This is a genomic window from Stutzerimonas decontaminans (assembly GCF_000661915.1).
GTDB lineage: Bacteria > Pseudomonadota > Gammaproteobacteria > Pseudomonadales > Pseudomonadaceae > Stutzerimonas > Stutzerimonas decontaminans.
Genome location: NZ_CP007509.1, coordinates 4141716 through 4162348, shown reverse-complemented (window position 1 = coordinate 4162348; position 20633 = coordinate 4141716). Strand labels below are relative to the sequence as shown.

Sequence of the window (20633 nt, the reverse complement as noted above, 5' to 3'; positions counted from 1 at the left end):
CGCCAGGGGTAGCCAGGGAGGATTCTCATGCAGGTGGTGCCGAGCATATGCACGTTCTGCGGCGTCGGCTGCGGGCTCGGCCTGCGCGTCGAAGGTGGCCGCGTGGTGGGTGTGGAGCCGCAGCCGGGGCATCCGGTCAGTGCCGGGCAGCTGTGTGCCAAGGGTTGGGCCAGCGGATTTGCCATCGACGCTGGCAATCGCCTGCACATGCCGCTGATCAAGGAGCATGGGCGGTTCCGCGAAGCCAGCTGGGAGGAAGCGCTTGCACTGGTCGCGAGTGAATTCCGCGCTGCGCTGGATGCCGCCGGGCCGGCCGCGGTCGGGGTCATCAGCTGCGCCCACGCCACCAACGAGGATAACTACGCCGCGCAGAAGTTCGCGCGCGCGGTGCTTGGCACCGCCAACATCGATCACTGCGCGCGCATCTGCCACAGCCCCTCGGTAGCCGGTCTGAGCCGTACGCTGGGCTCTGGCGCTATGACCAACTCCATTGCCGATATCGACGAGGCCGAGCTGATTCTGGTGATCGGCGCCGACGTTACCGAGAACCACGCAATGATCGGTGCGCGCATGCTGCGGGCGCAGGCCCGCGGCGCCCGGCTGATCGTCGTCGACCCGCGGCGCACCCGGCTGGCGCGGCTGGCCGACCAGCACGTGCAGCTGCGCGTGGGTAGCAACATCGCGCTGCTCAACGGACTGCTGCACATCATCTTCGCCAACGGCTGGGAGGACCGCGAGTTCCTCGCCTGCCGCTGCGACAACGAGGCAGCGCTGCGCGCCCATGTACGCGACCTCACTCCGGAAATCACCAGCGCGCAGACCGGCGTGCCGGTGCTGGCGCTGATCGAGCTGGCACGGGCCTACAGCCAGGCGCAGCGTGCCTTCATCGCCTACGGCATGGGCATCACTCAGTTCCAGAGCGGCACCCACAATGTCATCGCGGTGGCCGACCTGGCGCTGGTCTGCGGTCAGCTCGGCCGGCCGGGCAGCGGGGTCAATCCGCTGCGTGGGCAGAACAACGTGCAGGGCGCCTGCGACATGGGCTGCCTGCCGGACGTGTACCCCGGCTACCAGAAGGTTGCCGACGCGGCGATACGCGCGAAATTCGCCCGCGCCTGGGGCGTGGCGCAGCCGCCGGCGCCCGGGCTGACCTCGCTGGGCATGAGCGAGGCGGCGCTGAGCGGCGATTTTCGCGCGCTGATGGTGCTCGGCGAGGAGTTGGTAATCACCGATCCGGACCAGCACAAGCTGGCCCGCGCGCTGCAGGCACTGGACTTCCTGGTGGTGGTTGAGCTGACCATGAGCGAAACCGCGCGCTATGCCGACGTGGTGCTGCCCGCCGCGTCGTTCGCCGAGAAGGACGGCACCTTCAGCAACTGCGAGCGGCGTATGCAGCTGCTGCGCAAGGCCATCGAGCCGCCGGGGCAGGCGCGTGCGGACTGGCAGATTCTCGCCGCGTTGGCCGAGCGCATGGGCTATGACGGCATGCGCTGGGCTGATGCCGAGGCAGTGTTCGCCGAGATGGCCGCGCTGTCGCCGATCTTCAGCGCCATCAGCCACGCGCGTCTGGCGCAGTGCGGGGGGCTGCAATGGCCGTGCGATGCCGAGCATCCCGACGGTACGGCGATTCTCCATCGGCAATGCTTCCCGCGTGGGCGGGCGCAGCTGTTACCCGTTTCGCAGGTCGAGCCGGATGAATGTCCGGATGCCGACTATCCGTTCTGCTTCACTACCCAGCGCCTGCACTTTCACTACGGCGGCGGGGCGATGACGCGCAAATCACCGCTGCTCGAGCGCGAGATCCCTGCCGGGCTGCTGTTCATCCACCCGCAGGATGCCGTACGACTGGGGCTTGGCGAGGCGCAGGGGGTACGCGTGGCGTCGCGCCGCGGCGCGCTGGAGACCCGCGCGCACCTCACCGACGACGTGCCGCCGGGCACCGTTGCCATGCCCTATCACTTCCGCGAGGCGCCCTGTAACCGGCTGACCAACAGCGCTCAGGACCCGATCAGCCACATGCCGGAGCTCAAGGCTTGCGCGGTGGCGCTGACCCCGCTTGCGCCCGGCCAAGCGCCGCGCATCGAGCTGGAACGACCGCGGGAGGCCGACCATGCAGGCCTATGAGCTGGATAGCCCCGAGCGGTTGCGCGCGCACCTCGCCCGTGAGCGTCTGCTTTACCAGCCGCTGCCGGATGCACAGGGCGCGCTGCGTTGGCAGGCGCTGGCGCCTGGCGATCCACGGCCGTTCGCGGCTCCGGGCGAGCCACCGCCATTCTCGGCCAAGGCGTTCTTCTTCGCCGAGCGTGAGGCGTTGTTTCGCTACGAGAACGGCCAGTTCATCCCGCTGCTGCCCGAGGTTCACCCGCAGGTGCTGTTCGGCCTGCAGGCCTGCGATCTGACCGCGTTGGCCTACCAGGATCGCTTCTTCGCCGCCGATGCGCATTACCAGGCACGCCGCGCGGCGACCCTGCTGGTCGGCGTCGATTGCCCGCAGAGCTGCCGGTACGGCTTCTGCGCAATCATGGACAGCGGCCCGGAGGTGCGGTCGCAGACAGCCGACCTGATTCTCTGTCCGCTGGCGCAACGCTGGCTGCTGCTGGTCGCCTCCGAACGTGGTGCCCAGGCGCTCGTCGGGCTGGCCTTGGCAATCGCGCCGGCGGACTGGGTGCAGCAGCGCAGCGCACAGGCTTTGCAGGTGGCCGCCGAGCAGGGCGAACAGGCCGATCTCGCCTTGGGCTGTGCGGCGCTCAATGGTGAAACGGTGGACAGCCAGACCTGGGAAGCGCTCGGCCTACGCTGCCTGGGCTGCTCCGGCTGTACCTCGGTATGCCCGACCTGTTCCTGTTTCGCGCCCTTCGTGCAGGCCGAGGCTGCGGGTGGCAGCAGGCAGGAGCGAGTCTGGGATTCCTGCCTCTACCAGGGCTTCCAGAAGGAGGCCAGTGGCCACAACCCCAGTGCCACGCCGGGTCAGCGCGTGCAGCGCTTCTGGTATCACAAGTTCGGCGAGGATTTCCGCCAGCGCTTCGGCCGCGACGGCTGCGTCGGCTGCGGGCGCTGTGATGCGGTGTGCCCTGGTGGCATTGGCGTGCACCAGGTGATGAGGAGAATCGGCCAGCCATGATCAGCCTGACGCCCCGCCCGATGCGCCTGCTCGAGGCCTACGCCGATGGCGAGGCGGCGCGGCATTTCACCTTCGCCATCGAGCCACGGGGCGACCAGTCGCTGGTAGCGCCCGGGCAGTTCTTCATGCTGACCGTGCCCGGCGTGGGTGAGGCGGCCTTCACCTACGTCAGCCAGCCGGACGCCGCCGGGCGGTTCAGCGCGCTGATCCGCCAGACCGGGACCCTCACCGCCGCGCTGTTCGCCCTCGCGCCGGGGGCCGTGCTCGGCTATCGCGGGCCGTTCGGCCGCGGCTGGCCGTCGCCCGGGTTTGGCGAGCGACTGTTGCTGGTGGCCGGCGGCTGCGGCCTGGCGCCGCTGGCTGGGCTGATCGATGGCGCTGCCGGCGACGTGCAGCTGATCTACGCGGCGCGCTCGCGCGCCTATCAGGTACTGGCGCGCGAGCGCACGCGCTGGCGCCAGCGGCTGACGCTGATCGAGACGCTGGATCAGGACGATGACGGCGTGGAGCAGGGCAATCCGCTGGACGCGCTGCAGCTGGCGCTGACCTCAGATACGGCGCCGGCACGAGTGTTCTGTTGTGGGCCGGAGGCGTTGATGCTGGCCGTGGCGCGCCGCTGCGTCGACCACCACTTGCCGGCCAGTCGGGTCTGGCTGTCGCTGGAGCGGCGTATGCATTGCGGCGTGGGCCTGTGCGGGCACTGCTACATCGGCAGCAGCTATGCCTGCGTCGACGGGCCGACCTATCGCTATGACGAGTATCTGCGCTTGCTGGCGGCCAGCGGCCAAGTGGCGGCCGGCTGCCTGCCGCCACAACCCTGCTGATCGGGACCGGGCGGCGTTGCACCGCCGCGACCCGTTGGCGTCAATCGCGCTGCCAGTGCACGTCGACGTAATACTCCTCGCCGTCGTAGTGGATCTTCAGCTCGCCGTCATAGGCGGCTTCCAACGCGTGGCCAATGCGCTGCGCCAAGTGCAGGCCGGTGGTGGTCACGCGCAGCCCGTCGGGTTCGTCGCTGATGGCCATCAGTCGCTCGAGGGGATGTTCGCTTTTCTCCTTTTCCTCGGTGTTGCGGATCAGCCCGCAGAGGTCGTCGGCGTGGGCTTTGATGAAGGCACCGCGCAGGCTGATCGTCCCTGCCGGCACGTTTTCGGCGATGCGCTGGCAGGCCGGGCATACCGCTTCCTGGGCAGTGCTGGCGTCCACCAGGCCGTGCCAGGTCCAGCGTCCGGCCTGGTAGGCGGCGCCGCACTGCGGGCAGAGGGTGTCGCTGCGCTGATGCCAGGCCTTCAGATAGGGGTCGTGGTGTTCGGGTTGCAGCAGCTTGTCGCGCGTCTTGTCCATGGCGAAGGTCTCGATGATTGAGGAACTACCTTTGCAGCGTAGATCAGCCTTGGCCCTGTATCCGCCTTACACCCGCGCCGACCGCTGGTTGCGATACCTTGTCGCAGGCGGCTTCTTACGGATGCTGGGATCTGCTGTATCGTCAGATGCGGCCGGGCTCGCCAAACAGGCTGAGCCGCTCAGCCGCTCAGCCGGACTGCGGCAGTGGCTCCAGGCGCAGCGCGCCCTGGACGCGGTTGCGCACTGCCATCCAGTCTTCCAGCGCGGCGAGCGAGCGGGGTGGCGAGATCAGGTAGCCCTGGAACAGGTCACAGCCGGCCTGCAGCAGCGCCGACTGTTTGTCCATCGTGTCTACGCCTTCGGCATTCACGCGCCTGCCCTGCGCATGGCAGAACGCGACGAGGGCGCTCAGGCTCTGCTGCATGTCCGGCTGTGTCAGACGGGTGATGATCGCCATGTCGAGCTTGATGGTGTCGGCCGGGTATTCGAGCAATTGCTGGATCGAGGTATAGCCGACGCCGAAATCGTCGATGGCGACGCGAAAGCCGGCGCGCCGGATCGCCTGCACCACGTCCATGGTGCCGGCACAGAGTTCGGCGGCGTAGGTTTCCGTCAGCTCGATCTCGATCCTGCCCGGTGCGACGCCGTGATGGGCGGCACGCTCGAGCAGATAACGGCAGATGCGGTCATCCGTGAGCTGCGCGGACGATACGTTGATCGCCAGGATGACCTCCGTGCCGAACAGCTGCACCAGCTTCGGGTATTCCGCCAACGCGTGGTCGATGACCCAGTTGTCGATCCTTGTATGAAGTCCGGCGCGCTCGGCGATGGGAATGAATTCGCCGGGCGATACCGTACCCAGCACCGGCGAATGCCAGCGCAGCAGCACCTCGCAACTGACCACCGCACCGTCGCGGTTGAGCGCTGGCATGTAGACCAGCCGCAGCTGGTCGTCGCCGTCCAGCGTGCGCAGCTGGTCCTCGATCAGGCGGATGCGCTCGTTGCGTTCTTCCAGTTCGCTGCTGAAAGCCACCGCCTTGCTCTTGCCTTCGGCCTTGGCCTGGTACATGGCGGTATCGGCGCGAGTGAGCAGCTGGGTGATCGAATCCGCATCGTCCGGATAGCGGGCGGTGCCGATGCTGACGCCGACCGGATAGAGGCGGTCTTCCAGGCGGAAGCCGCCGCGACACAGGCCGAGCAGCGCCTCGCATAGCTCAGCGAGCCCATCGTCGCCGGCATCGGTCAGCAGCAGGATGGCAAACTCGTCGCCGGACAGCCGTGCAAAGGCCACCTCCGTCTGCGCATGCTCCAGCTGATGGCGCTTGAGCAGCCCGCGGACACGCTGGGCGAAGATGCGCAACAGGGTATCGCCGGCGTCATGGCCGTTCTGGTCGTTGACCTGCTTGAAGTTGTCCAGATCGAGGAACAGCAGCGCCAGGTGCTTGCGCGCGTGCAGGCAGCGCTCGTACATGGCGTTGGCCAGCACCCCGAAGTGCGCGCGGTTGCTGATCTGCGTCAGGCTGTCGGTCCAGGACATGATCTGGATTCGCTCCAGTGCATCGGTGTTGCGTTCGTGCAGCGTCTTCATGTTGATCGTCAGGCGGCCGATCTCGCCGCCGTCGGTGGGCTCGTCGAGTGCAGTGCGCTTGCACTGCAGCAGATCGGTGAGCTGGTCATCCAGCTGGCTGATGGGGGCGGTGACGTAACGGCGGATCAGCCACAGCAGCAGGCCGATGGACACCAGGCAGATCAGCGCGCCGCCGGCGATGAACGCCAGCGCCAGGCTCTGCAGGCGCTCGGCGGTATAGGCCGCTGCCGGCGTCAGCCGCGCGTGCATGGCTCGGGAAAGCGAGATTGCGGCTGACAGCCCCGACTCGACCGGCAGCTGCCGCACTGCGATCTCGACCGCGGCGCCATATTCTTCCTCCAGGCTGCGCTTGAGCTTGATGAATCGCTCCGGACGCACCGCCAGTTGCAAGGCAAAGGCTTCACCGCGCTGGCTCGGCAGCGGGCGGCTGCCGGAGGCCGGCAGGATGAAATCGGTGTCGAGCAGCAGCGGCCCACCATCGGCCTGCTCGACGTAGCGTGTGGCCCCGGACCGCGACGAGCGCCTGGCCTCGGCAATGATCTGCTGCTGAGCCGAATTCATCGTCGCGAACGGCGACAGGCTGCTTTCGAAGTAGTAGGCCAGCTCGCCGTTCGGCTGCAGCACGGCAAAGGACACGAACGAGAGCTTGGTGTTGGACAGCGAGCGGATGCTCTGCTGAATGCGCAGCCCGAGCGTCTCGTTGCGAAACGCCGTGTCCGACTCCCGCAGGAACAGCAGCAGCGCTTCGCTATCCATGATCGAGTAGAGCACGCTGCGGTTGAACGCCTCGTAGTCGAGATAGGCCGACTGCAACGCCAGCAGCTGCTGCTCCAGACGTGCCTGTTCCAGCCCCAGCAGCGAGGCGCGCTGAGTCCGGTAGGCGGCGGTCGAGGCGACGAGCTGGATGATCAGAATGACCGGGAAGATCACCAGCAGCGCGCGTTTACCGAGCGTCATGGGCGTTGATCAAGGCGCTGATGATGCGCCGCCGGGTTTGCGTGGCTTCCAGCGGTCGCGTCTCGTAGACCTGGCTGCGTGCAAGCACCTCCTCGGCGGGATAGATGGTCCGGTCCTGGCGGACCTCGGCGGGCAGCAGCGCTTGAGCGGCGGTGTTCGGGGTGGCGACGCCCAGTTCGGCAGCGTTCAGCGCAGCAATGTCCGGCCGGTTGAGGAACCTCAGGAAACGATAGGCCAGCGCCTTGTCGCGGGCGATGCTCGGTACCGACAGGCAGTCGACCCAGAGCAGGGTGCCTTCTTCGGGCACCACGTAGCGCCAGGGTTCGCCCTGCACGCCTTCCACCTCGTTGAGCACCTGCTGGTCGCCGCTGTAGGCCAGCGCCATATCGGCCCGATCGAGATGCCGCCGGCTGCGCAGCGCGGTGATCACGTATTCGTAGGTCAGTACGGCTTCGGATTGCGCTTTGAGCAGCTCGAAGGCGGCCTTGAGTTCGTCGGTGTGCGCGCTGTTGATCGAGTGCCCGAGCAGGATCAGCGGGCCGGCGAGGATGTCCTCGTGATCTTCCGTCATGATGATGTGCGGTTCGTCCGGCCGGGCCGGTTTCAGTAGGTCCGCCCAGGAGCGCGGCGCCTGTTCGATGCGGTCGCTGCGATAGGCGATGCCGAGCGTGCCCCACAGGTACGGCACGCTGTAGGGGCCGCAGCTGTCGCGCCAGCGCGGCGCTGTGTTGTGCAGCTCGGCCAGGTCCGGTGCGTCCAGCGGCTGCAACAGCCCACGGGCGCCGAAGCGGGTCGCGCTGATCAGCTCGGTCAGCGCCACGTCGATCTGGTGGTCGGGTTTGGCGAGGATTTCGTCGCGTTTGTCACCGCTGTCGAAATACACCTGTCTGATCTCGACGCCGGTTTCCGCCTGCCAGCGCTCGATCACCGCTTCGCTGAGGTATTCCTCCCAGGTGAGCAGCGTCAGGGTTTGCGCCGCCTGCAGGGACGTCGATGGGAATAGCAGGCTGATGGTCATCAGCAGAATGCTGCGCGCACGCCAGGGAGCCGGCTTCTTCTGATTGGTCATGGGCATCGTCCGCTGATGGTGGTCGCTTCGCCGATGGATTCGGCATAGCGGCAGTGATGGCACTTTACTGGCGCCAGACATATGACGGCAATTCCTTTTTCGCAACTGCCGCGCAAGCCCGATCGACGGCTGCACCGAGGTTGTTTGTCGCGACAACCGACGGATGTCGGATTCTTGAGCCAGACTTCACATGATTCGGCAGCTCAGCGAGGATCCGGCCATGACCCTGAAGATTCCTTTCCCCGATCGAACGCAGGCCGGCATGGCGCTGGCCGAGCGCCTGGCACAGGATGGCGGCTGGCAGGACGCTCTGGTCCTCGCGCTGCCGCGTGGCGGCGTGCCGGTGGCTTTCGAGGTGGCGCAACGGCTGGCGCTCGAGCTGGACATTCTGGTCGTACGCAAGCTCGGCACACCTGGTAACCGCGAACTGGCTATGGGGGCCATTGCCAGCGGTGGCGTCCGGGTGATGAACGAGGACATCGTGCGTTACGTGCACGTCTCCAAGGCCGAAATCGACGGAACCGTCGCTCAGGAAATCCATGAGTTGCAGCGCCGCGAGCAAGCCTACCGGGGTGATCGGCCGCAGCCAGTCATTGCCGGGCGCCCAGTGATTCTGGTCGATGACGGTCTGGCCACCGGGGCCACCATGCGCGCCGCGGTGCAGGCCGTGCGCCAGCTGGGTGCCAGTAACATCACGGTGGCGGTGCCGGTGGCGGCGCCGGAAAGCGTCGCGCAGCTGAAGCGTCTGGCCGACCGCATCGTCTGTCTGCACCTGCCGCATGATCTGTATGCCATCGGCCGCTGGTACGAGAATTTCGATCAGACGTCGGACCGGCAGGTGGTTGAGCTGCTGCAACGCGCCTGGAACCGAGGAGGGCAGTCGGTATGACCCAGCATCCAGTGACACCGATGCGCTTCACACTCGGCAAGGCGCGCCTGCATGGTGATCTCTGCGTACCACCGGATGCTGTAGGCCTGGTGGTGTTCGTGCATGGCAGCGGCAGCAGCCGGCACAGCCCGCGCAATCAGAGTGTGGCGCACTATTTCAATGGGCTTGGTCTGGCGACGTTGCTGTTTGATCTGCTTACCGCCGATGAGCAGGCTATCGACGAGATTACCCGTCAGCTGCGTTTCGACATTCCGTTACTTAGCCAGCGTTTGAGCGGCGTGGTCGATCAGCTGGGCAACGAGGCGGACCTGCGCGAGTTGCGCATCGGTCTGTTCGGCGCCAGCACCGGTGCCGCCGCGGCGTTGATCACCGCGGCGTCGCGCCCGGCGGATATCGCCGCGGTGGTTTCGCGCGGCGGCCGCGTCGATCTCGCCGACCAGTCGCTGGCTCGGGTCAAGGCCGCTTCGCTGTTCCTCGTCGGGAGTCGCGATCTGGAAGTGCTGGAGCTCAATCGCGAGGCCGCGGCGCGGCTGCAGTGCGTGCATCAGCTGCAGGTGGTACCCGGCGCGACCCATCTGTTCGAGGAACACGGCACTCTGGAACAGGTGGCCCAGCTGGCAGGCGACTGGTTCGTGCGGCATCTGGTGTGACCGTTGCAGCGGCTCAGCGTCCGGAAACTTGCGGCGCAGCACGTGGCGGGCACGTCGGATTGGCACTGGCCAGCGGCGGGCGCGATCATGGGCGCTCGAAAACAAGGAGGTTTCATGAGTACCCAGAATCCCTACGCACCCCCGCTTGCCCCGCTGACCGGCGCTGAGGCGGGCCGGATCGAGGCGCTGCCCGTTTCCGACAGCTGGAAGCGACGTTTCCAGGCCATCGCGCAGGCTGGCGGCCCGCGCCTGCCCGCGTTCAAGAGCCTGTCCGCAGCCGATCGGCGCCAAGCCATGGCCTTCAACATCCTCGCCTTTCTGTTCGGGCCGCTGTACTACCTGGCCAAGGGCATGTGGCGCAGGGCGCTCAGCTATACGCTGCTGGCGCTGGGCGCGGTTACCCTGATCATCATGGGGCTCGACGCCGTGGGCTACGGCGACTTCGCACGCTTCCTCGCCTATGGTGTCGCCGGCGTGTTCGCCATGCGCGCCAACCTCGATTTCTACAAGAGCCAGGTGCTGGGCGACAACGGCTGGCTATAGCGCGGCCGTTGCACCACCCAGGCGTCGCGCGAACGCCTCCAGTGCCGCTTCGCCGACCACGTCGACGGGCAACAGCGGCAGCTCCAGCAGTGGCAGCTGGCCCAGCGCCTGGCGCAGAGTGGCGAGATGCTGTTCCTCCAGGGCGTGGCGTTCGGCGAGAAAGGCGCCGGCATCGACGGGTGAGCGCTTGTTCACCACCAGCGCGCCGACCGGAGTGCCGGCGCGCTGCAGCTGTGCGTGCAGTTCGATGGTTTCCAGCACCGGCAGCCGCTCGGCTGCGAGCACGATGACGAAAGCGCACTGCTGCGCATCACCGAGCACCTCGCGCAGCCGGTTGAAGCGCTCGCGGCGGCGGTCGAGGATCTGGCGGATACGGCTGTCGCGGTCCGGGGCTGCCGCGCCATCGCTCTGGCCGAGGATGGACTGGCCGAACCCACGATCGTCCTGGCCGAGATTCTTCAGCACCTGGGCAAAGCGTGAGCCGCGCTCTTGCCGGCGCAGCAGGCCTTCGGTCCAGGCGCTCATCATTTCCGGCAGGGCCATCAACCGCGCGGTGTGTCCGGACGGCGCGGTGTCGAACACCAGAAGGTCGTAGTCGGCCAGCCCCTGATCAACCGTCTCGGCGATGCGTTCGAGCAGTGCCGCTTCGTGCATGCCCGGCGCATCGCGCGAGAGCGCAATGTGCTTGTCCACTTCGCCGGCCAGGTGCGCCGGCATCAGCTTGCGCAGGGCGGCGCCGACCTCATCGAGGTGCTGCTGCACGGTGAGTTCCGGGTCCAGTTCCAGGCCGTCCAGTCCGGCCGCGAGGCGCACCCTCTGCGGACCCACCGGGCGATGCCAGAGATGGCCGAGGTTGTGTGCCGGGTCAGTGGAAATCAGCAGCACCCGGCGGCCGGCTTTTGCCTGGGCCAGCGCCGTGGCCGCGGCCACGGTGGTCTTGCCGACACCGCCCTTGCCGCCGAAGAACAGCACGCGGCGCTGCTCGGCCAGCGCTAGCAGCATGCGATATGGTCCAGTGGCGAGTGCTCCATGCCCATGCGCCGGTGCCAGTCATGGAAGCGCTCGTAGAGTGCCGGCATCAGCTCCAGGGTGTACCAGGCGGCCGGGTTCGGCACGCCGAGGGTTTCGCTGAACACCAGCAGCATGAACAGGTCGTCTTCGTCGCGCCGGGCACGAGCGAAGGTCCGGCGATAGGGTGCGACGTAGAACTCGCGCAGCCCCGCCGAAACCTTGCCGAGGATGCTCAGCGGCTCGCTCACGGCTGCGCCTCGAAGGCCTGCTCGGCCGGGTCGCGGCCTTTGCGCATGGCGATCACCGCTTCCAGGGTGACCCACAGCGCGGCGATCAGGATGATCACGTCCATGCCCAGCAGCAGCCAGTTTTCGGCGCGGTAGAACTGGCCCATCTGCACCAGCAGCGCGTAGATCGACATGGCCAGCAGGAACACCAACGGCACCAGGGTGTACACCGGCGAGCGGCCGAGCTTGATCAGGATGACGGTGATCACCGCCAGGGTCAGGCCGGCCAGCAGCTGGTTGGTGGTGCCGAACAGCGGCCAGATGACCATGCCGCCGGTGCCATCGGAGCCGGCGCCGAAGGCCAGCGCCATGCACACGCCGACGGCGATCAGCGTACCGATCAGGGTGTTGACCTTCAATCCGGCCAGTTCACCGGCTTCCTGGATGACGAAGCGCTGCAGGCGCAGGCCGGTGTCCATGGTGGTGCCGGCAAAGAGGATCGCCATCACCGCGAGAATGGTCCCGCCGAGCTCGGCGGGCAGGCCCAGGCCGTTAGCCAGCAGCGTGCCGCCGCCCTGCACGAAGGCGGTGACGCCGCCGGTGCCGAAGGCGGTGTAGACCTGCTGCCAGTCGGTCAGGGTGGCGAAGCCGGCGGTGCAGCAGATGATCGCCGCCAGCGACAGCATGCCTTCGCCCATGGCGCCGAAGTAGCCGACGAAGCGGGCGTCGGTTTCTTTATCCAGCTGCTTGGAGGTGGTGCCCGATGCGACCAGGCCGTGGAAGCCGGAGATCGCGCCACAGGCGATGGTGACGAACAGCAGCGGCACGATGCTCGGCGTGTCGGCCGGCAGCTCCTGGTTGAACGCCGGCGCCACCAGCTCCGGCGCGCCGAACAGCACGGCCAGATAGAGCAGGCCGAGGCCGACGAACAGCTGCAGGCCGTTGATGTAGTCGCGCGGCTGCAGCAGCACCCACACCGGTAGCAGCGAAGCGATGGCGGCATAGACGAACAAGAGCAGGATCCACACCGACTTCGCCGACAGGCCCATGATTTCGTCCGGCAGCGCGACGGGGTACTGGTTGCCGATCAGGATCAGCGTATAGAGCACGATCACCCCGCCCAGCGAGGGCCAGAGCAGCTTCATGTTGTAGCGGTAGATCATCTGGCCGATCACCAGCGCTACCAGGATCGCGCCCCACACTGGGATCACCGAGGTCGGCGTCGACACTAGCAGGTTGGAGATCACCGCGGCGAAGGCGCCGTTGACCATCAGCAGCACGAGGAAGATCACCACCAGGAACAGGCTGCGCCCGCGTGCACCGATCAGCCGGCCACTGAGCATGCCCACCGATTGACCGCGGCTGCGGGCGCTGGCCCAGAGCGCGCCGAAATCATGCACACCGGCGAAGAAGATGGTGCCGAAGACCACCCAGGCAAAGGCCGGGCCCCAGCCCCAGATCACCGCGATCGCCGGGCCGACGATGGGCGCGGCACCCGCCACCGAGGTGAAGTGGTGGCCCCAGAGCACGAATTTGTTGGTCGGGACGTAATCCACGCCGTCGCGCATGCTGTGCGCCGGCGTGCGGTAGTTGGGATCGAGACGGTAGATCCGTTCGGCGATGAACTTCGAGTAGAAAACGTAGCCCAGCGCCATGGCGATCAGGCCTACCAGCAACAACGCAATTGCACTCATCTCGGATTCCTCGGCGTGCCGCTCGCCGGCAGCTCAGCCCTGTTTGGCCCTCGTGGGGTGATTGTTATGACCGGGCGTCCACGCCGCGGCCTCAGGGAGGACAGACCAGCCTCGCGCACGGACGTTCCGCCCGCTGTCCGGGGCGTGGTTGCGCCAGGCCGCGCGGCAATCTGCTGATACAAGGCATTTCGCCGCGGGTTATGGACAGCGGCGAACTCTTGGCCTCGACTTGATTACAAAGATCGGAATGCCAAGGAGGATGTGATGACACAGGCCGCACTGCGTCGCGGAGCTACCGACGCGCTCTTCTGGTCACTGATCTATGCCGCTCTCTGGGCGCTGTTCGCTGCCGGGCAAGGCTGGCTGCTGGGCGCGCCGACGGTGGCGCTGGCGGTTGCCCTGAGCCTGTGGCTGGGATTGCGCCCGTTGGGCATGCGCCTGGGCGCGCTGCCAGCATTCCTTGGTTTTTTCCTCAAACACATGCTGCTCGGCGGCTGGGACGTGGCGCGGCGTGCCCTGCAGCCGCGTTGCCCGCTGCAGCCGGCCTGGCATCCGTATCCGCTCGCCGTTCAGTCGCCGCGGGTGCGTCTGCTGCTATCGGCGCTGGTCGGGTTGCTGCCCGGCACGCTGGCTTCGCGCATTGAGGATGACCAGATGCGCGTGCATGTGCTGGATGAACGCTTGCCCTGGCAGGCCACGGTCGCCGACCTCGAACGGCGTCTGGAGCGCCTGCTCGGAAGTGGGGAGGGGCGCTGATGGCACTGTTCGCGGCGCTGTTGCTGTTGACCCTGATCATCGGTCTGTGGCGTGTACTGCGCGGGCCGGGGCGGGTCGATCGGCTGCTTGCCGTGCAGCTGTTCGGCACCTCCGGTGCTGCGCTGTTGCTGGTACTGGCGCAGTGGCAGGGCGCCCCCGGCTTGCGTGATGCGGCGCTGGTGCTGGCGCTATTGGCGGCGATGATCAGCGCCGCTCTGGTACAGCTGCTGCGGTGCAGTCGCCATGAGTGAGCTGCTGAACATCTTCAGCTGGCTGCTGGCTGGCGGCCTGCTGTTCTTCGCCGCCGGCAGCATCGGCCTGCTGCGCTTTCCGGACACCCTCAGCCGTCTGCACGCGTTGACCAAGGCCGACACCCTCGGCCTCGGTCTGGTGGTTGCCGGGCTGTCGCTGCGCGCCGGTAGCCTGCTGGAAGTGGCGCAGATGCTCCTGATCTGGCTTTTGGTGCTGGCCTCCGGCGCCACCGCCTGTCAGCTGCTGGCACGCCAGGCTGACGAGGAGGGCGGCGATGAGTGAGTGGCTGCTCGATGGGGTGCTCGGTCTGTTGCTGCTGGGCCTGGCCGGCGGTGCGCTGCATGTGCGCCAGCTGTATGCCGGCGTGCTGCTGTTCATTGCCTTCGGCCTGGTGCTGGCGCTGGTCTGGGCACGCCTGGGCGCCGCCGATCTGGCGCTGGCCGAGGCCGCCATCGGTGCCGGGCTGACCGGCGTATTGCTGTTCGCCGCGCTGGCGCGCCAGCCGCAGGCCGGCAGCGAACCGCGCCTGTCGCGGCGCCGCCGCTTGGCCGCGCTGTTGGTGTTGTTGCCGCTGCTGATGCTGCTGTTGCCGCAGTTGGCTCCGCTGGCCGAGCTGCAGCCGACGGTACCGGGGCAGATCGACGCGGCGCTGGCGCAAAGTGGCGTCGAGCATCCGGTGACGGCGGTGCTGCTCAATTTCCGCGCCTGGGACACGCTGCTGGAACTGGCAGTGTTGTTATTGGCGCTGCTCGGCGCCCGCCAGCTCGGACCGCTGCAGCCGCAGTTGAGCGAACCCTGGCCGCTGCTGCAGGCCTGGGGTCGCACGCTGGCGCCGCTGCTGGTGTTGGCCGGCGGCTATGTGCTCTGGCGCGGTGCCGCCTCGCCAGGCGGCGCCTTCCAGGCCGGCGCCTTGCTGGCTTCCGGCATCGTCCTGCTGCGCCTGGCGGGTGCGCTGCCGGCCTTGCACTGGGGTTTCTGGCCGCTACGCCTGCTGGTACTGATCGGCTTGCTGCTGTTCATAGGCGTGGCCGCTAGCTGCGCCTGGTTCGGCGATGGCTGGCTGCATTACCCGGCCGGCTGGGCCAAGCCGCTGATTCTGCTCATCGAGGCGGCGGCAACGCTGTCCATCGCTGCCAGCCTGAGTCTGCTGGTGATCGGCGACGAACCGGAGCCGCAGCCATGAGCGCCACGCTGTACTGGATCGCCATCGGTTTCGCCCTCTGGCTGCTCGGCCTGCATGGGCTGCTGACACTGCGCCATGCGCTGCGACGCATCATTGCCATCAACCTGATGGGCAGCGGCGTGTTCCTGGTGATGATCGCCCTGGCGGCACGCCATGATCCGAGCGACCCGCTGCTGGTGGCGCTGGTGGTCACCGGGTTGGTGGTGGCGGTGAGCGCGACCGCGCTGGCGTTGCGCCTGAGTAGTGCGCTGGCTTCATCGACGGAGCACGAGCGATGAATGCCGCGCTGGCCAGCCTGCTGCTGCCCTTGGTCGGCGCGTTGCTGCTGATCCTGCTGCGCCCGACGCGCAGTGGGCGCTGGGTGATCGCACTGAGTCTCGGCGCGCTGGTGGCGGCGATCATGGCGCTGCAGGTGGTGCTCGATCATGGCGAGCGCAACCTGCTGGTCGGTGGCTGGGAGACGGGGCTGGCGATCCGCTTTCGCCTGACGCCCCTGGCCGCGCTGTTGCTGGTATTTACCGCTGGGTTGCACCTGCTGGTGGCGCTATACGCGGCGCGCATCCCTCATGCTGCTGGCAGGGAAGATTACTGGCCGCTGTCCTGCCTGCTGCATGCAGCGCTGGCTGCGTTGTGGCTGTCGGCGGACCTGTTCAACCTCTACGTCACGCTGGAGCTGCTCAGCCTGGTCGCGGTGGCGCTGGTGTCGCTGGCTGGGCGCAAGGCCTGGAAGCCGGCGCTGAATTACCTGTTGCTGTCGCTCGCCGGCTCGCTGGCCTATTTGCTGGGCGTGGCGCTGGTCTACGGACGCTACGGCGTGCTCGATCTAACCTTGCTGGCGCAACTGAGCGAAGCCGATGGTGTGACCCATCTGGCGTTGCTGCTGATGACCCTCGGGCTGATGCTCAAGGCCGCGCTGTGGCCGTTGCACCTGTGGTTGCCGCCGGCCCACGCCGCGGCGCCGACCGCGGTCAGCGCGCTGCTCTCGGCGCTGGTGGTCAAGGGGCCGTTGTACATTCTGTGGCTAATCTGGAGCGAGATTGCCCCGGCTGAATTCGGTCGCGATGCCGGCCTGCTGTTCGGCACCGCCGGGGTGCTGGCGCTGCTGGCCGGCGGCTGGTCGGCACTGCGTGCGCCACGCCTGAAAACCCTGGTGGCCTATTCAACTGTGGCGCAGCTGGGCTACGCGCTGCTGGCGCTGGGGCTGCTGCTGCACCTCGATGAACCACGTTTGCACGCGGCCCTGTGGCTGTTCGTGCTGGCCCATGGGCTGGCCAAGGTGTCGATGTTCCTCGCTGCCGGTGAGCTGCAAAGCATTCTCGGCAGCAAGCGCGTAACCGGCATGCGCGGCGCCAGCCAGAACGTGCCGATCGCCTTGGCGGCATTCGCTGTGGCCGGTGGCAGCCTGGTGGGCCTACCACCCAGCGGTGGCTTTCTGGCCAAGTGGCTACTGCTGCAGCCACTGTTCGAACAGCCGCAGCACTGGCCCTGGGCCGTGGGCGTTCTGCTCGGCACGCTGATGTCCGCCGCCTATGTGTTCCGCGTCGTCGCACACGGTTTCGACCGCGCCCGGCCGAACCCGCCGAGCATCCATCCCGATCGTCTGGCGCAGTGGCTGGCCTTGCTGCCGGCCCTGCTGGTCTGGGGACTGGCGCTGATCAGCGAGCCGCTGCTGCTCTGGCTCGGAGGGCTCGGACGATGAACTGGCACGGCCTGCTGCCGCTCGGCATCGTGCTCAGCTCGCTACTGCCGGGCCTGGTGATCTTCGGCCTGCGCGAGGACCAGCAGCGCCTGCGGGGCACGCTCAACCTGCTCGGTGTAACACTCAAGCTGTTGCTGGTCGGCAGCATGCTCTACGGCGTCAGCCAGGGCAGCGAGTACCGTTTCAGCGTGCCGCTGCTGCCGGGTGCGCCGCTGGTGCTGCAGGCCGATGCCCTGTCACTGCTGTTCGTTGCGCTGTCGTCTCTGCTCTGGGCGCTGACCACGATCTATGCCATCGGCTATCTGGAAAACTCGCCGCTGCGCTCACGCTTCTTCGGTTACTTCAGCCTGTGCGTCAGTGCCACCGTGGGCCTGGCGCTGGCCGGCAACCTGGTCAGCTTCCTGCTGTTCTACGAGCTGCTGACGCTGGCCACCTTTCCGCTGGTGGTGCATCGCGGTACGCCCGAGTCGCTGCGGGCCGGGCGGGTCTACCTGGCGTATACGGTGGGTGGCGGCACCCTGGTGCTGATGGGGGTGGCGCTGCTGCATAGCCTGGCCGGCACGCCGGATTTCCAGGCCGCCGGCTATCTGTTGGAGCAGGTCGGCAAGCATGACGTCGGACTGCGGGTAGCCTTTGCGTTGCTGATTCTCGGCCTCGGTGTGAAGGCCGCGCTGATTCCATTGCATGGCTGGCTGCCGCAGGCGATGGTCGCGCCGGCACCGGTCAGTGCGCTGCTGCATGCGGTGGCGGTGGTGAAGGCGGGGGCGTTCGGCATCGTGCGGGTGGTCTATGACGTGTTCGGCGCCGAGGCGCTGACGCGGCTGGATCTCACCAAGCCGCTGCTCTGGCTGGCAGCGGCGACCATCATCTACGGCTCGTTGCGCGCCTTGCAGCAGCAGGAGCTGAAGAAGCGCCTGGCCTACTCGACCATCAGCCAGGTGTCCTACGTAACGCTTGGCGTTGCGTTGCTCGGGCCGATCGCTGCAGTGGGCGGACTGGTGCATCTGGTGCATCAGGGGTTGATGAAGGTCACGCTGTTCTACTGTGCAGGCAACTTCGCCGAAACCTTGGGGATTCACCGCATCCGTGAAATGGACGGTGTCGGCCGGCGCATGCCCTGGACCATGACGGCATTCTCCATCGGTGCGCTGGGCATGATCGGCATTCCGCCAATCGCCGGCTTCATCAGCAAATGGACGCTTGGCCTCGGTGCGCTGGAAGTCGGCCAGGACTGGGTGCTGCTGGTGCTGCTCGGTTCGGCGCTGCTCAACGCTGCCTATTTCCTGCCGCTGCTCTGGCGCGGCTGGTTCGCCGAGCCGGCTGACTGGCATGAGAATCGTTGGGCGGAGGAGCGTTTTGAAACCCACTGGATGTTGCTGCTGCCGCCAGTGATTACGGCGCTGCTGTCGTTGCTGGTGGGCCTGCTGGCCGCCACCGCATTGAGCCCGCTGGGCTGGAGCCAGCTGATCGTCGAGCGGGAGTTCGCCATATGAGCGCCTGGTTGTGGTTGCTGGTGCCCTTCGCACCGTTGCTTGGCGGCGCACTGCTGCTGTGGCTGCGTGAGCGTTGTCTGCCATGGCTGTGGCTGGCTTGTGTGCCGGCCCTGCTGGCGGCGCTGCAACCACCGCCGGCACTTGAGCTGCCGTGGTTGTGGGAAGGCGTGCGCTGGGGCGCCGACGACACACTGACCCGCGCCTGGCTGGGTTTTACCGCCGTGCTCTGGGGCTGCGCAGCGGTCTTCGCCAATAGCAGCCTGAGCCGGGACCCGCGCCAGCTGCGTTTCTGGGCGTTCTGGCAACTAGCGTTGGCTGGAAACCTGCTGCTGATCGTCGCCACCGACGCGCTGAGCTTCTACCTCGGCTTCAGTGCCATGAGCCTGTCGGCCTATGGGCTGATCGTGCACCGCGGCGGCCCGGGGCCGCGGCGAGCCGGGCGCTTGTATCTGCAACTGGCGATCTGCGGCGAGATGCTGCTGCTCGCCGGTCTGCTGTTGCGCACCCATGCCACCGGGCAGGCGTTCGACTTTGCCAGCTGGCAGGCGCAGCCGATTGACCATCTGACCCTGGCCCTGTTGCTGCTCGGTCTTGGTCTGAAAGCTGGCTTCTGGCCGCTGCACGTCTGGCTGCCGCTGGCCCATCCGGAGGCACCGGCTCCGGCCAGTGCGGTGCTCTCCGGTGCGATGCTCAAGGCCGGCATCCTCGGTATCTGGCGCTGCGTACCGGAGGCCGATCCGACGCTGGCGGCCTGGAGCACGCCGCTGCTTGTCGCCGGGATTTTCGGCGCGCTCTATGCGGCTGCGTTGGGGCTGTGTGCTGGCAAGTCGAAGGCGGTGCTGGCCTATTCTTCGGTGAGCCAGATGGGCTGGATGCTGATGATCCTGGCGCTGGCCTGGAGCCTGCAGCAGCCGTCGGCTGCGCTTCTCGCAATACTGCTGTTGTTCGGCATGCATCACGGCCTGGCCAAGGGCGCGTTGTTCCTGGCAGCGGGGATGGTCCACGAAGGGCGCCTGCCGCGACTGGCTTGGGCGCTGTTGCTACTGCCGGCGCTGGCGATCATGGGAGCGCCGCTGACCAGCGGCGCAGCAGTGAAGTACCTGCTCAAGGATGCCTGGCACGACAGCGCTTTCGCCGCCTGGGCGCCCTGGCTGACGCTTGCCAGCTTCGCCACCGCGCTGCTGCTGTTGCGTGCACTCTGGCTGATGTGGCGCGATCAGCAGCATGCCAGCGCGCGTCCGCCGGCCGGTCAATGGTTGCCGTGGGCAACGCTCAGTCTGACATCACTGCTGTTGCCCTGGGTCTGGCCTGCATTGCGTGAGCCCTTGCTGGCCGGCCTCTATCCGGGGGGCTTGTGGGCAGCGCTTTGGCCGCTACTGGCTGTCGTGGTGCTAACCGGATGGGTACTGCGCCGTGGCTGGCGAGTGCCGCCACGCCTGGCCAGGCTGCCAAATCCCGCGTTGTGGGCATCGTTGTATCTCACCCGTGTGTTGCGCCAGCCGCCACTGCCTGTACCCGCGATTCACCATGATCGCTCCCGCTGGCGTCAGCGCGAGCGGCGCTGGAATCGGCAATGGGAACGCGGCACTCTGACGCTCAGCGCCTGGCTGCTGGTGGCGCTGCTCTGGCTCGGCTGGCTGTGGTGAGCGGCTGGCTCAGGGCTGGGATTTTTCGGCGTAGGGGCGGGTGTCCAGGCCCAGCTGGGCACGGAAGCTCTCCATGTCGAACATGGTGCAGATCTCCTGCACCTGCTGCGTCGGGGTGATGCTCCAGAACGCCATGGCGGAGATGCTCAGCACCTTGTCGCTGGGCGGGTAGCCGAATGCGGCGTGTTCGATGGTGCCGATCAGCGTGCTCCAGGTGACCACCCGGTTGCCTTCGGCGATGCATTCCTCGACCACTACTTCCAGCTCCGGCATGGCATGGCGGATCTGCCGGACCATGTCGAGAAACTCGGCGCTGACCAGTGGCCGGCCGATAAAGGAGCTCTTGTAGAGGAAATCCTTGCTATGCAGGTGCTCAGCCAACGCCAGGCGCCCGCGATTCCAGGTCAGGTCGATATGCTGGCGGACGAGTTTCTTGCGGTCATCCAGTGACATGCGCGCTCCATGAGGCTGCAGATGGCTCGGCAGCGAACTCTAACAGCGGCCGGAGCGC

General features: G+C 67.2%; 21 protein-coding genes. 14 read left to right on the top strand and 7 right to left on the bottom strand.

Annotation, left to right across the window (positions count from 1 at the left end; translation table 11 throughout):
• Positions 1–27 precede the first annotated feature (27 nt).
• The 3 genes from fdhF to UIB01_RS19325 are packed head-to-tail and all read left to right on the top strand — an operon-like array spanning position 28 to position 3945.
• On the top strand, positions 28–2124 hold the full coding sequence (fdhF, locus tag UIB01_RS19335) for a formate dehydrogenase subunit alpha (protein ID WP_038664093.1): 2097 nt from the start codon (positions 28–30) through the stop codon (positions 2122–2124).
• On the top strand, positions 2111–3121 hold the full coding sequence (locus UIB01_RS19330) for a 4Fe-4S dicluster domain-containing protein (RefSeq protein WP_038664090.1): 1011 nt from the start codon (positions 2111–2113) through the stop codon (positions 3119–3121). The genes fdhF and UIB01_RS19330 overlap by 14 nt, the downstream gene beginning before the upstream one ends.
• Positions 3118–3945, top strand: coding sequence for an FAD/NAD(P)-binding protein (locus tag UIB01_RS19325; RefSeq protein ID WP_038664087.1), 828 nt, complete (start codon positions 3118–3120; stop codon positions 3943–3945). The genes UIB01_RS19330 and UIB01_RS19325 overlap by 4 nt, the downstream gene beginning before the upstream one ends.
• Positions 3946–3985: 40 nt before the next feature.
• Here UIB01_RS19325 and UIB01_RS19320 read toward each other — a convergent pair whose 3' ends face one another.
• From UIB01_RS19320 to UIB01_RS19310, 3 genes are all read right to left on the bottom strand, one after another.
• Positions 3986–4465, bottom strand: a complete 480-nt coding sequence (locus tag UIB01_RS19320) for a BCAM0308 family protein (protein WP_038664084.1) — start codon at positions 4463–4465, stop codon at positions 3986–3988.
• A 187-nt stretch (positions 4466–4652) separates the two neighbouring features.
• Entirely contained in the window at positions 4653–7010 is a 2358-nt protein-coding gene (locus tag UIB01_RS19315; protein WP_038664081.1) for a putative bifunctional diguanylate cyclase/phosphodiesterase, read from the bottom strand.
• The gene (locus tag UIB01_RS19310; protein WP_038664077.1) at positions 6997–8079 is read right to left on the bottom strand and encodes an ABC transporter substrate-binding protein; all 1083 of its coding nucleotides are present in this window, start codon (positions 8077–8079) and stop codon (positions 6997–6999) included. The genes UIB01_RS19315 and UIB01_RS19310 overlap by 14 nt, the downstream gene beginning before the upstream one ends.
• A gap of 220 nt (positions 8080–8299) precedes the next feature.
• Between UIB01_RS19310 and UIB01_RS19305 the strand changes: the two genes are divergently transcribed.
• From UIB01_RS19305 to UIB01_RS19295, 3 genes are all read left to right on the top strand, one after another.
• Positions 8300–8968, top strand: a complete 669-nt coding sequence (locus tag UIB01_RS19305) for a phosphoribosyltransferase (RefSeq protein ID WP_038665983.1) — start codon at positions 8300–8302, stop codon at positions 8966–8968.
• Positions 8965–9618 carry a dienelactone hydrolase family protein gene (locus tag UIB01_RS19300; RefSeq protein ID WP_080695114.1) on the top strand — a complete coding sequence of 218 codons (654 nt, stop codon included), beginning with the start codon at positions 8965–8967 and terminating at the stop codon, positions 9616–9618. Before UIB01_RS19305 ends, UIB01_RS19300 begins: the two co-directional genes overlap by 4 nt.
• Before the next feature lie 114 nt (positions 9619–9732).
• Complete coding sequence (locus UIB01_RS19295; protein ID WP_038664074.1) at positions 9733–10161, top strand: DUF2628 domain-containing protein; 429 nt, start codon at positions 9733–9735, stop codon at positions 10159–10161.
• On the opposite strand, the gene UIB01_RS19290 is transcribed toward UIB01_RS19295, so the two are convergent.
• The 3 genes from UIB01_RS19290 to UIB01_RS19280 are packed head-to-tail and all read right to left on the bottom strand — an operon-like array spanning position 10156 to position 13093.
• A complete protein-coding gene (locus UIB01_RS19290; protein WP_038664071.1) occupies positions 10156–11163 on the bottom strand; it encodes an ArsA family ATPase in 1008 nt (335 codons plus the stop codon). The genes UIB01_RS19295 and UIB01_RS19290 overlap by 6 nt on opposite strands.
• Positions 11154–11420, bottom strand: coding sequence for a cory-CC-star protein (locus tag UIB01_RS19285; protein WP_013981518.1), 267 nt, complete (start codon positions 11418–11420; stop codon positions 11154–11156). The genes UIB01_RS19290 and UIB01_RS19285 overlap by 10 nt, the downstream gene beginning before the upstream one ends.
• Complete coding sequence (locus UIB01_RS19280) at positions 11417–13093, bottom strand: carbon starvation CstA family protein (protein ID WP_038664067.1); 1677 nt, start codon at positions 13091–13093, stop codon at positions 11417–11419. Before UIB01_RS19280 ends, UIB01_RS19285 begins: the two co-directional genes overlap by 4 nt.
• Before the next feature lie 264 nt (positions 13094–13357).
• Between UIB01_RS19280 and UIB01_RS19275 the strand changes: the two genes are divergently transcribed.
• Genes UIB01_RS19275 through UIB01_RS19240 form a run of 8 tightly spaced genes read left to right on the top strand, consistent with a single transcriptional unit; the run spans position 13358 to position 20122 of the window.
• Positions 13358–13849 carry a Na+/H+ antiporter subunit E gene (locus UIB01_RS19275; protein ID WP_038664064.1) on the top strand — a complete coding sequence of 164 codons (492 nt, stop codon included), beginning with the start codon at positions 13358–13360 and terminating at the stop codon, positions 13847–13849.
• Positions 13849–14100: an MrpF/PhaF family protein gene (locus UIB01_RS19270; RefSeq protein ID WP_038664061.1), complete on the top strand. Its 252-nt coding sequence runs from the start codon at positions 13849–13851 to the stop codon at positions 14098–14100. Before UIB01_RS19275 ends, UIB01_RS19270 begins: the two co-directional genes overlap by 1 nt.
• A complete protein-coding gene (locus UIB01_RS19265; RefSeq protein WP_038664059.1) occupies positions 14093–14383 on the top strand; it encodes a cation:proton antiporter in 291 nt (96 codons plus the stop codon). The genes UIB01_RS19270 and UIB01_RS19265 overlap by 8 nt, the downstream gene beginning before the upstream one ends.
• Positions 14376–15284 carry a Na(+)/H(+) antiporter subunit B gene (locus UIB01_RS19260; RefSeq protein ID WP_038664056.1) on the top strand — a complete coding sequence of 303 codons (909 nt, stop codon included), beginning with the start codon at positions 14376–14378 and terminating at the stop codon, positions 15282–15284. The genes UIB01_RS19265 and UIB01_RS19260 overlap by 8 nt, the downstream gene beginning before the upstream one ends.
• A complete protein-coding gene (locus UIB01_RS19255; protein ID WP_038664054.1) occupies positions 15281–15562 on the top strand; it encodes an NADH-quinone oxidoreductase subunit K in 282 nt (93 codons plus the stop codon). Before UIB01_RS19260 ends, UIB01_RS19255 begins: the two co-directional genes overlap by 4 nt.
• On the top strand, positions 15559–16983 hold the full coding sequence (locus UIB01_RS19250) for a complex I subunit 5 family protein (RefSeq protein WP_038664051.1): 1425 nt from the start codon (positions 15559–15561) through the stop codon (positions 16981–16983). Before UIB01_RS19255 ends, UIB01_RS19250 begins: the two co-directional genes overlap by 4 nt.
• The gene (locus UIB01_RS19245; protein WP_038664048.1) at positions 16980–18476 is read left to right on the top strand and encodes a complex I subunit 5 family protein; all 1497 of its coding nucleotides are present in this window, start codon (positions 16980–16982) and stop codon (positions 18474–18476) included. The genes UIB01_RS19250 and UIB01_RS19245 overlap by 4 nt, the downstream gene beginning before the upstream one ends.
• Positions 18473–20122 carry a proton-conducting transporter transmembrane domain-containing protein gene (locus UIB01_RS19240; protein WP_038664045.1) on the top strand — a complete coding sequence of 550 codons (1650 nt, stop codon included), beginning with the start codon at positions 18473–18475 and terminating at the stop codon, positions 20120–20122. Before UIB01_RS19245 ends, UIB01_RS19240 begins: the two co-directional genes overlap by 4 nt.
• A gap of 9 nt (positions 20123–20131) precedes the next feature.
• Here UIB01_RS19240 and UIB01_RS19235 read toward each other — a convergent pair whose 3' ends face one another.
• Positions 20132–20575 (bottom strand): ketosteroid isomerase-related protein, encoded by a 444-nt coding sequence (locus UIB01_RS19235; RefSeq protein WP_038664042.1) that lies wholly within the window; start codon positions 20573–20575, stop codon positions 20132–20134.
• Between the last annotated feature and the right edge of the window lie 58 nt (positions 20576–20633).

What these genes read in the sequence shown, in the direction of transcription:
- fdhF (WP_038664093.1), top strand. Translation starts at nt 28, where the DNA reads ATGCAGGTGGTGCCGAGCATATGCACGTTCTGCGGCGTCGGCTGCGGG.
- UIB01_RS19330 (WP_038664090.1), top strand. Translation starts at nt 2,111, where the DNA reads ATGCAGGCCTATGAGCTGGATAGCCCCGAGCGGTTGCGCGCGCACCTC.
- UIB01_RS19325 (WP_038664087.1), top strand. Translation starts at nt 3,118, where the DNA reads ATGATCAGCCTGACGCCCCGCCCGATGCGCCTGCTCGAGGCCTACGCC.
- UIB01_RS19320 (WP_038664084.1), bottom strand. Translation starts at nt 4,465, where the DNA reads ATGGACAAGACGCGCGACAAGCTGCTGCAACCCGAACACCACGACCCC.
- UIB01_RS19315 (WP_038664081.1), bottom strand. Translation starts at nt 7,010, where the DNA reads ATGACGCTCGGTAAACGCGCGCTGCTGGTGATCTTCCCGGTCATTCTG.
- UIB01_RS19310 (WP_038664077.1), bottom strand. Translation starts at nt 8,079, where the DNA reads ATGACCAATCAGAAGAAGCCGGCTCCCTGGCGTGCGCGCAGCATTCTG.
- UIB01_RS19305 (WP_038665983.1), top strand. Translation starts at nt 8,300, where the DNA reads ATGACCCTGAAGATTCCTTTCCCCGATCGAACGCAGGCCGGCATGGCG.
- UIB01_RS19300 (WP_080695114.1), top strand. Translation starts at nt 8,965, where the DNA reads ATGACCCAGCATCCAGTGACACCGATGCGCTTCACACTCGGCAAGGCG.
- UIB01_RS19295 (WP_038664074.1), top strand. Translation starts at nt 9,733, where the DNA reads ATGAGTACCCAGAATCCCTACGCACCCCCGCTTGCCCCGCTGACCGGC.
- UIB01_RS19290 (WP_038664071.1), bottom strand. Translation starts at nt 11,163, where the DNA reads ATGCTGCTAGCGCTGGCCGAGCAGCGCCGCGTGCTGTTCTTCGGCGGC.
- UIB01_RS19280 (WP_038664067.1), bottom strand. Translation starts at nt 13,093, where the DNA reads ATGAGTGCAATTGCGTTGTTGCTGGTAGGCCTGATCGCCATGGCGCTG.
- UIB01_RS19275 (WP_038664064.1), top strand. Translation starts at nt 13,358, where the DNA reads ATGACACAGGCCGCACTGCGTCGCGGAGCTACCGACGCGCTCTTCTGG.
- UIB01_RS19270 (WP_038664061.1), top strand. Translation starts at nt 13,849, where the DNA reads ATGGCACTGTTCGCGGCGCTGTTGCTGTTGACCCTGATCATCGGTCTG.
- UIB01_RS19265 (WP_038664059.1), top strand. Translation starts at nt 14,093, where the DNA reads ATGAGTGAGCTGCTGAACATCTTCAGCTGGCTGCTGGCTGGCGGCCTG.
- UIB01_RS19260 (WP_038664056.1), top strand. Translation starts at nt 14,376, where the DNA reads ATGAGTGAGTGGCTGCTCGATGGGGTGCTCGGTCTGTTGCTGCTGGGC.
- UIB01_RS19255 (WP_038664054.1), top strand. Translation starts at nt 15,281, where the DNA reads ATGAGCGCCACGCTGTACTGGATCGCCATCGGTTTCGCCCTCTGGCTG.
- UIB01_RS19250 (WP_038664051.1), top strand. Translation starts at nt 15,559, where the DNA reads ATGAATGCCGCGCTGGCCAGCCTGCTGCTGCCCTTGGTCGGCGCGTTG.
- UIB01_RS19245 (WP_038664048.1), top strand. Translation starts at nt 16,980, where the DNA reads ATGAACTGGCACGGCCTGCTGCCGCTCGGCATCGTGCTCAGCTCGCTA.
- UIB01_RS19240 (WP_038664045.1), top strand. Translation starts at nt 18,473, where the DNA reads ATGAGCGCCTGGTTGTGGTTGCTGGTGCCCTTCGCACCGTTGCTTGGC.
- UIB01_RS19235 (WP_038664042.1), bottom strand. Translation starts at nt 20,575, where the DNA reads ATGTCACTGGATGACCGCAAGAAACTCGTCCGCCAGCATATCGACCTG.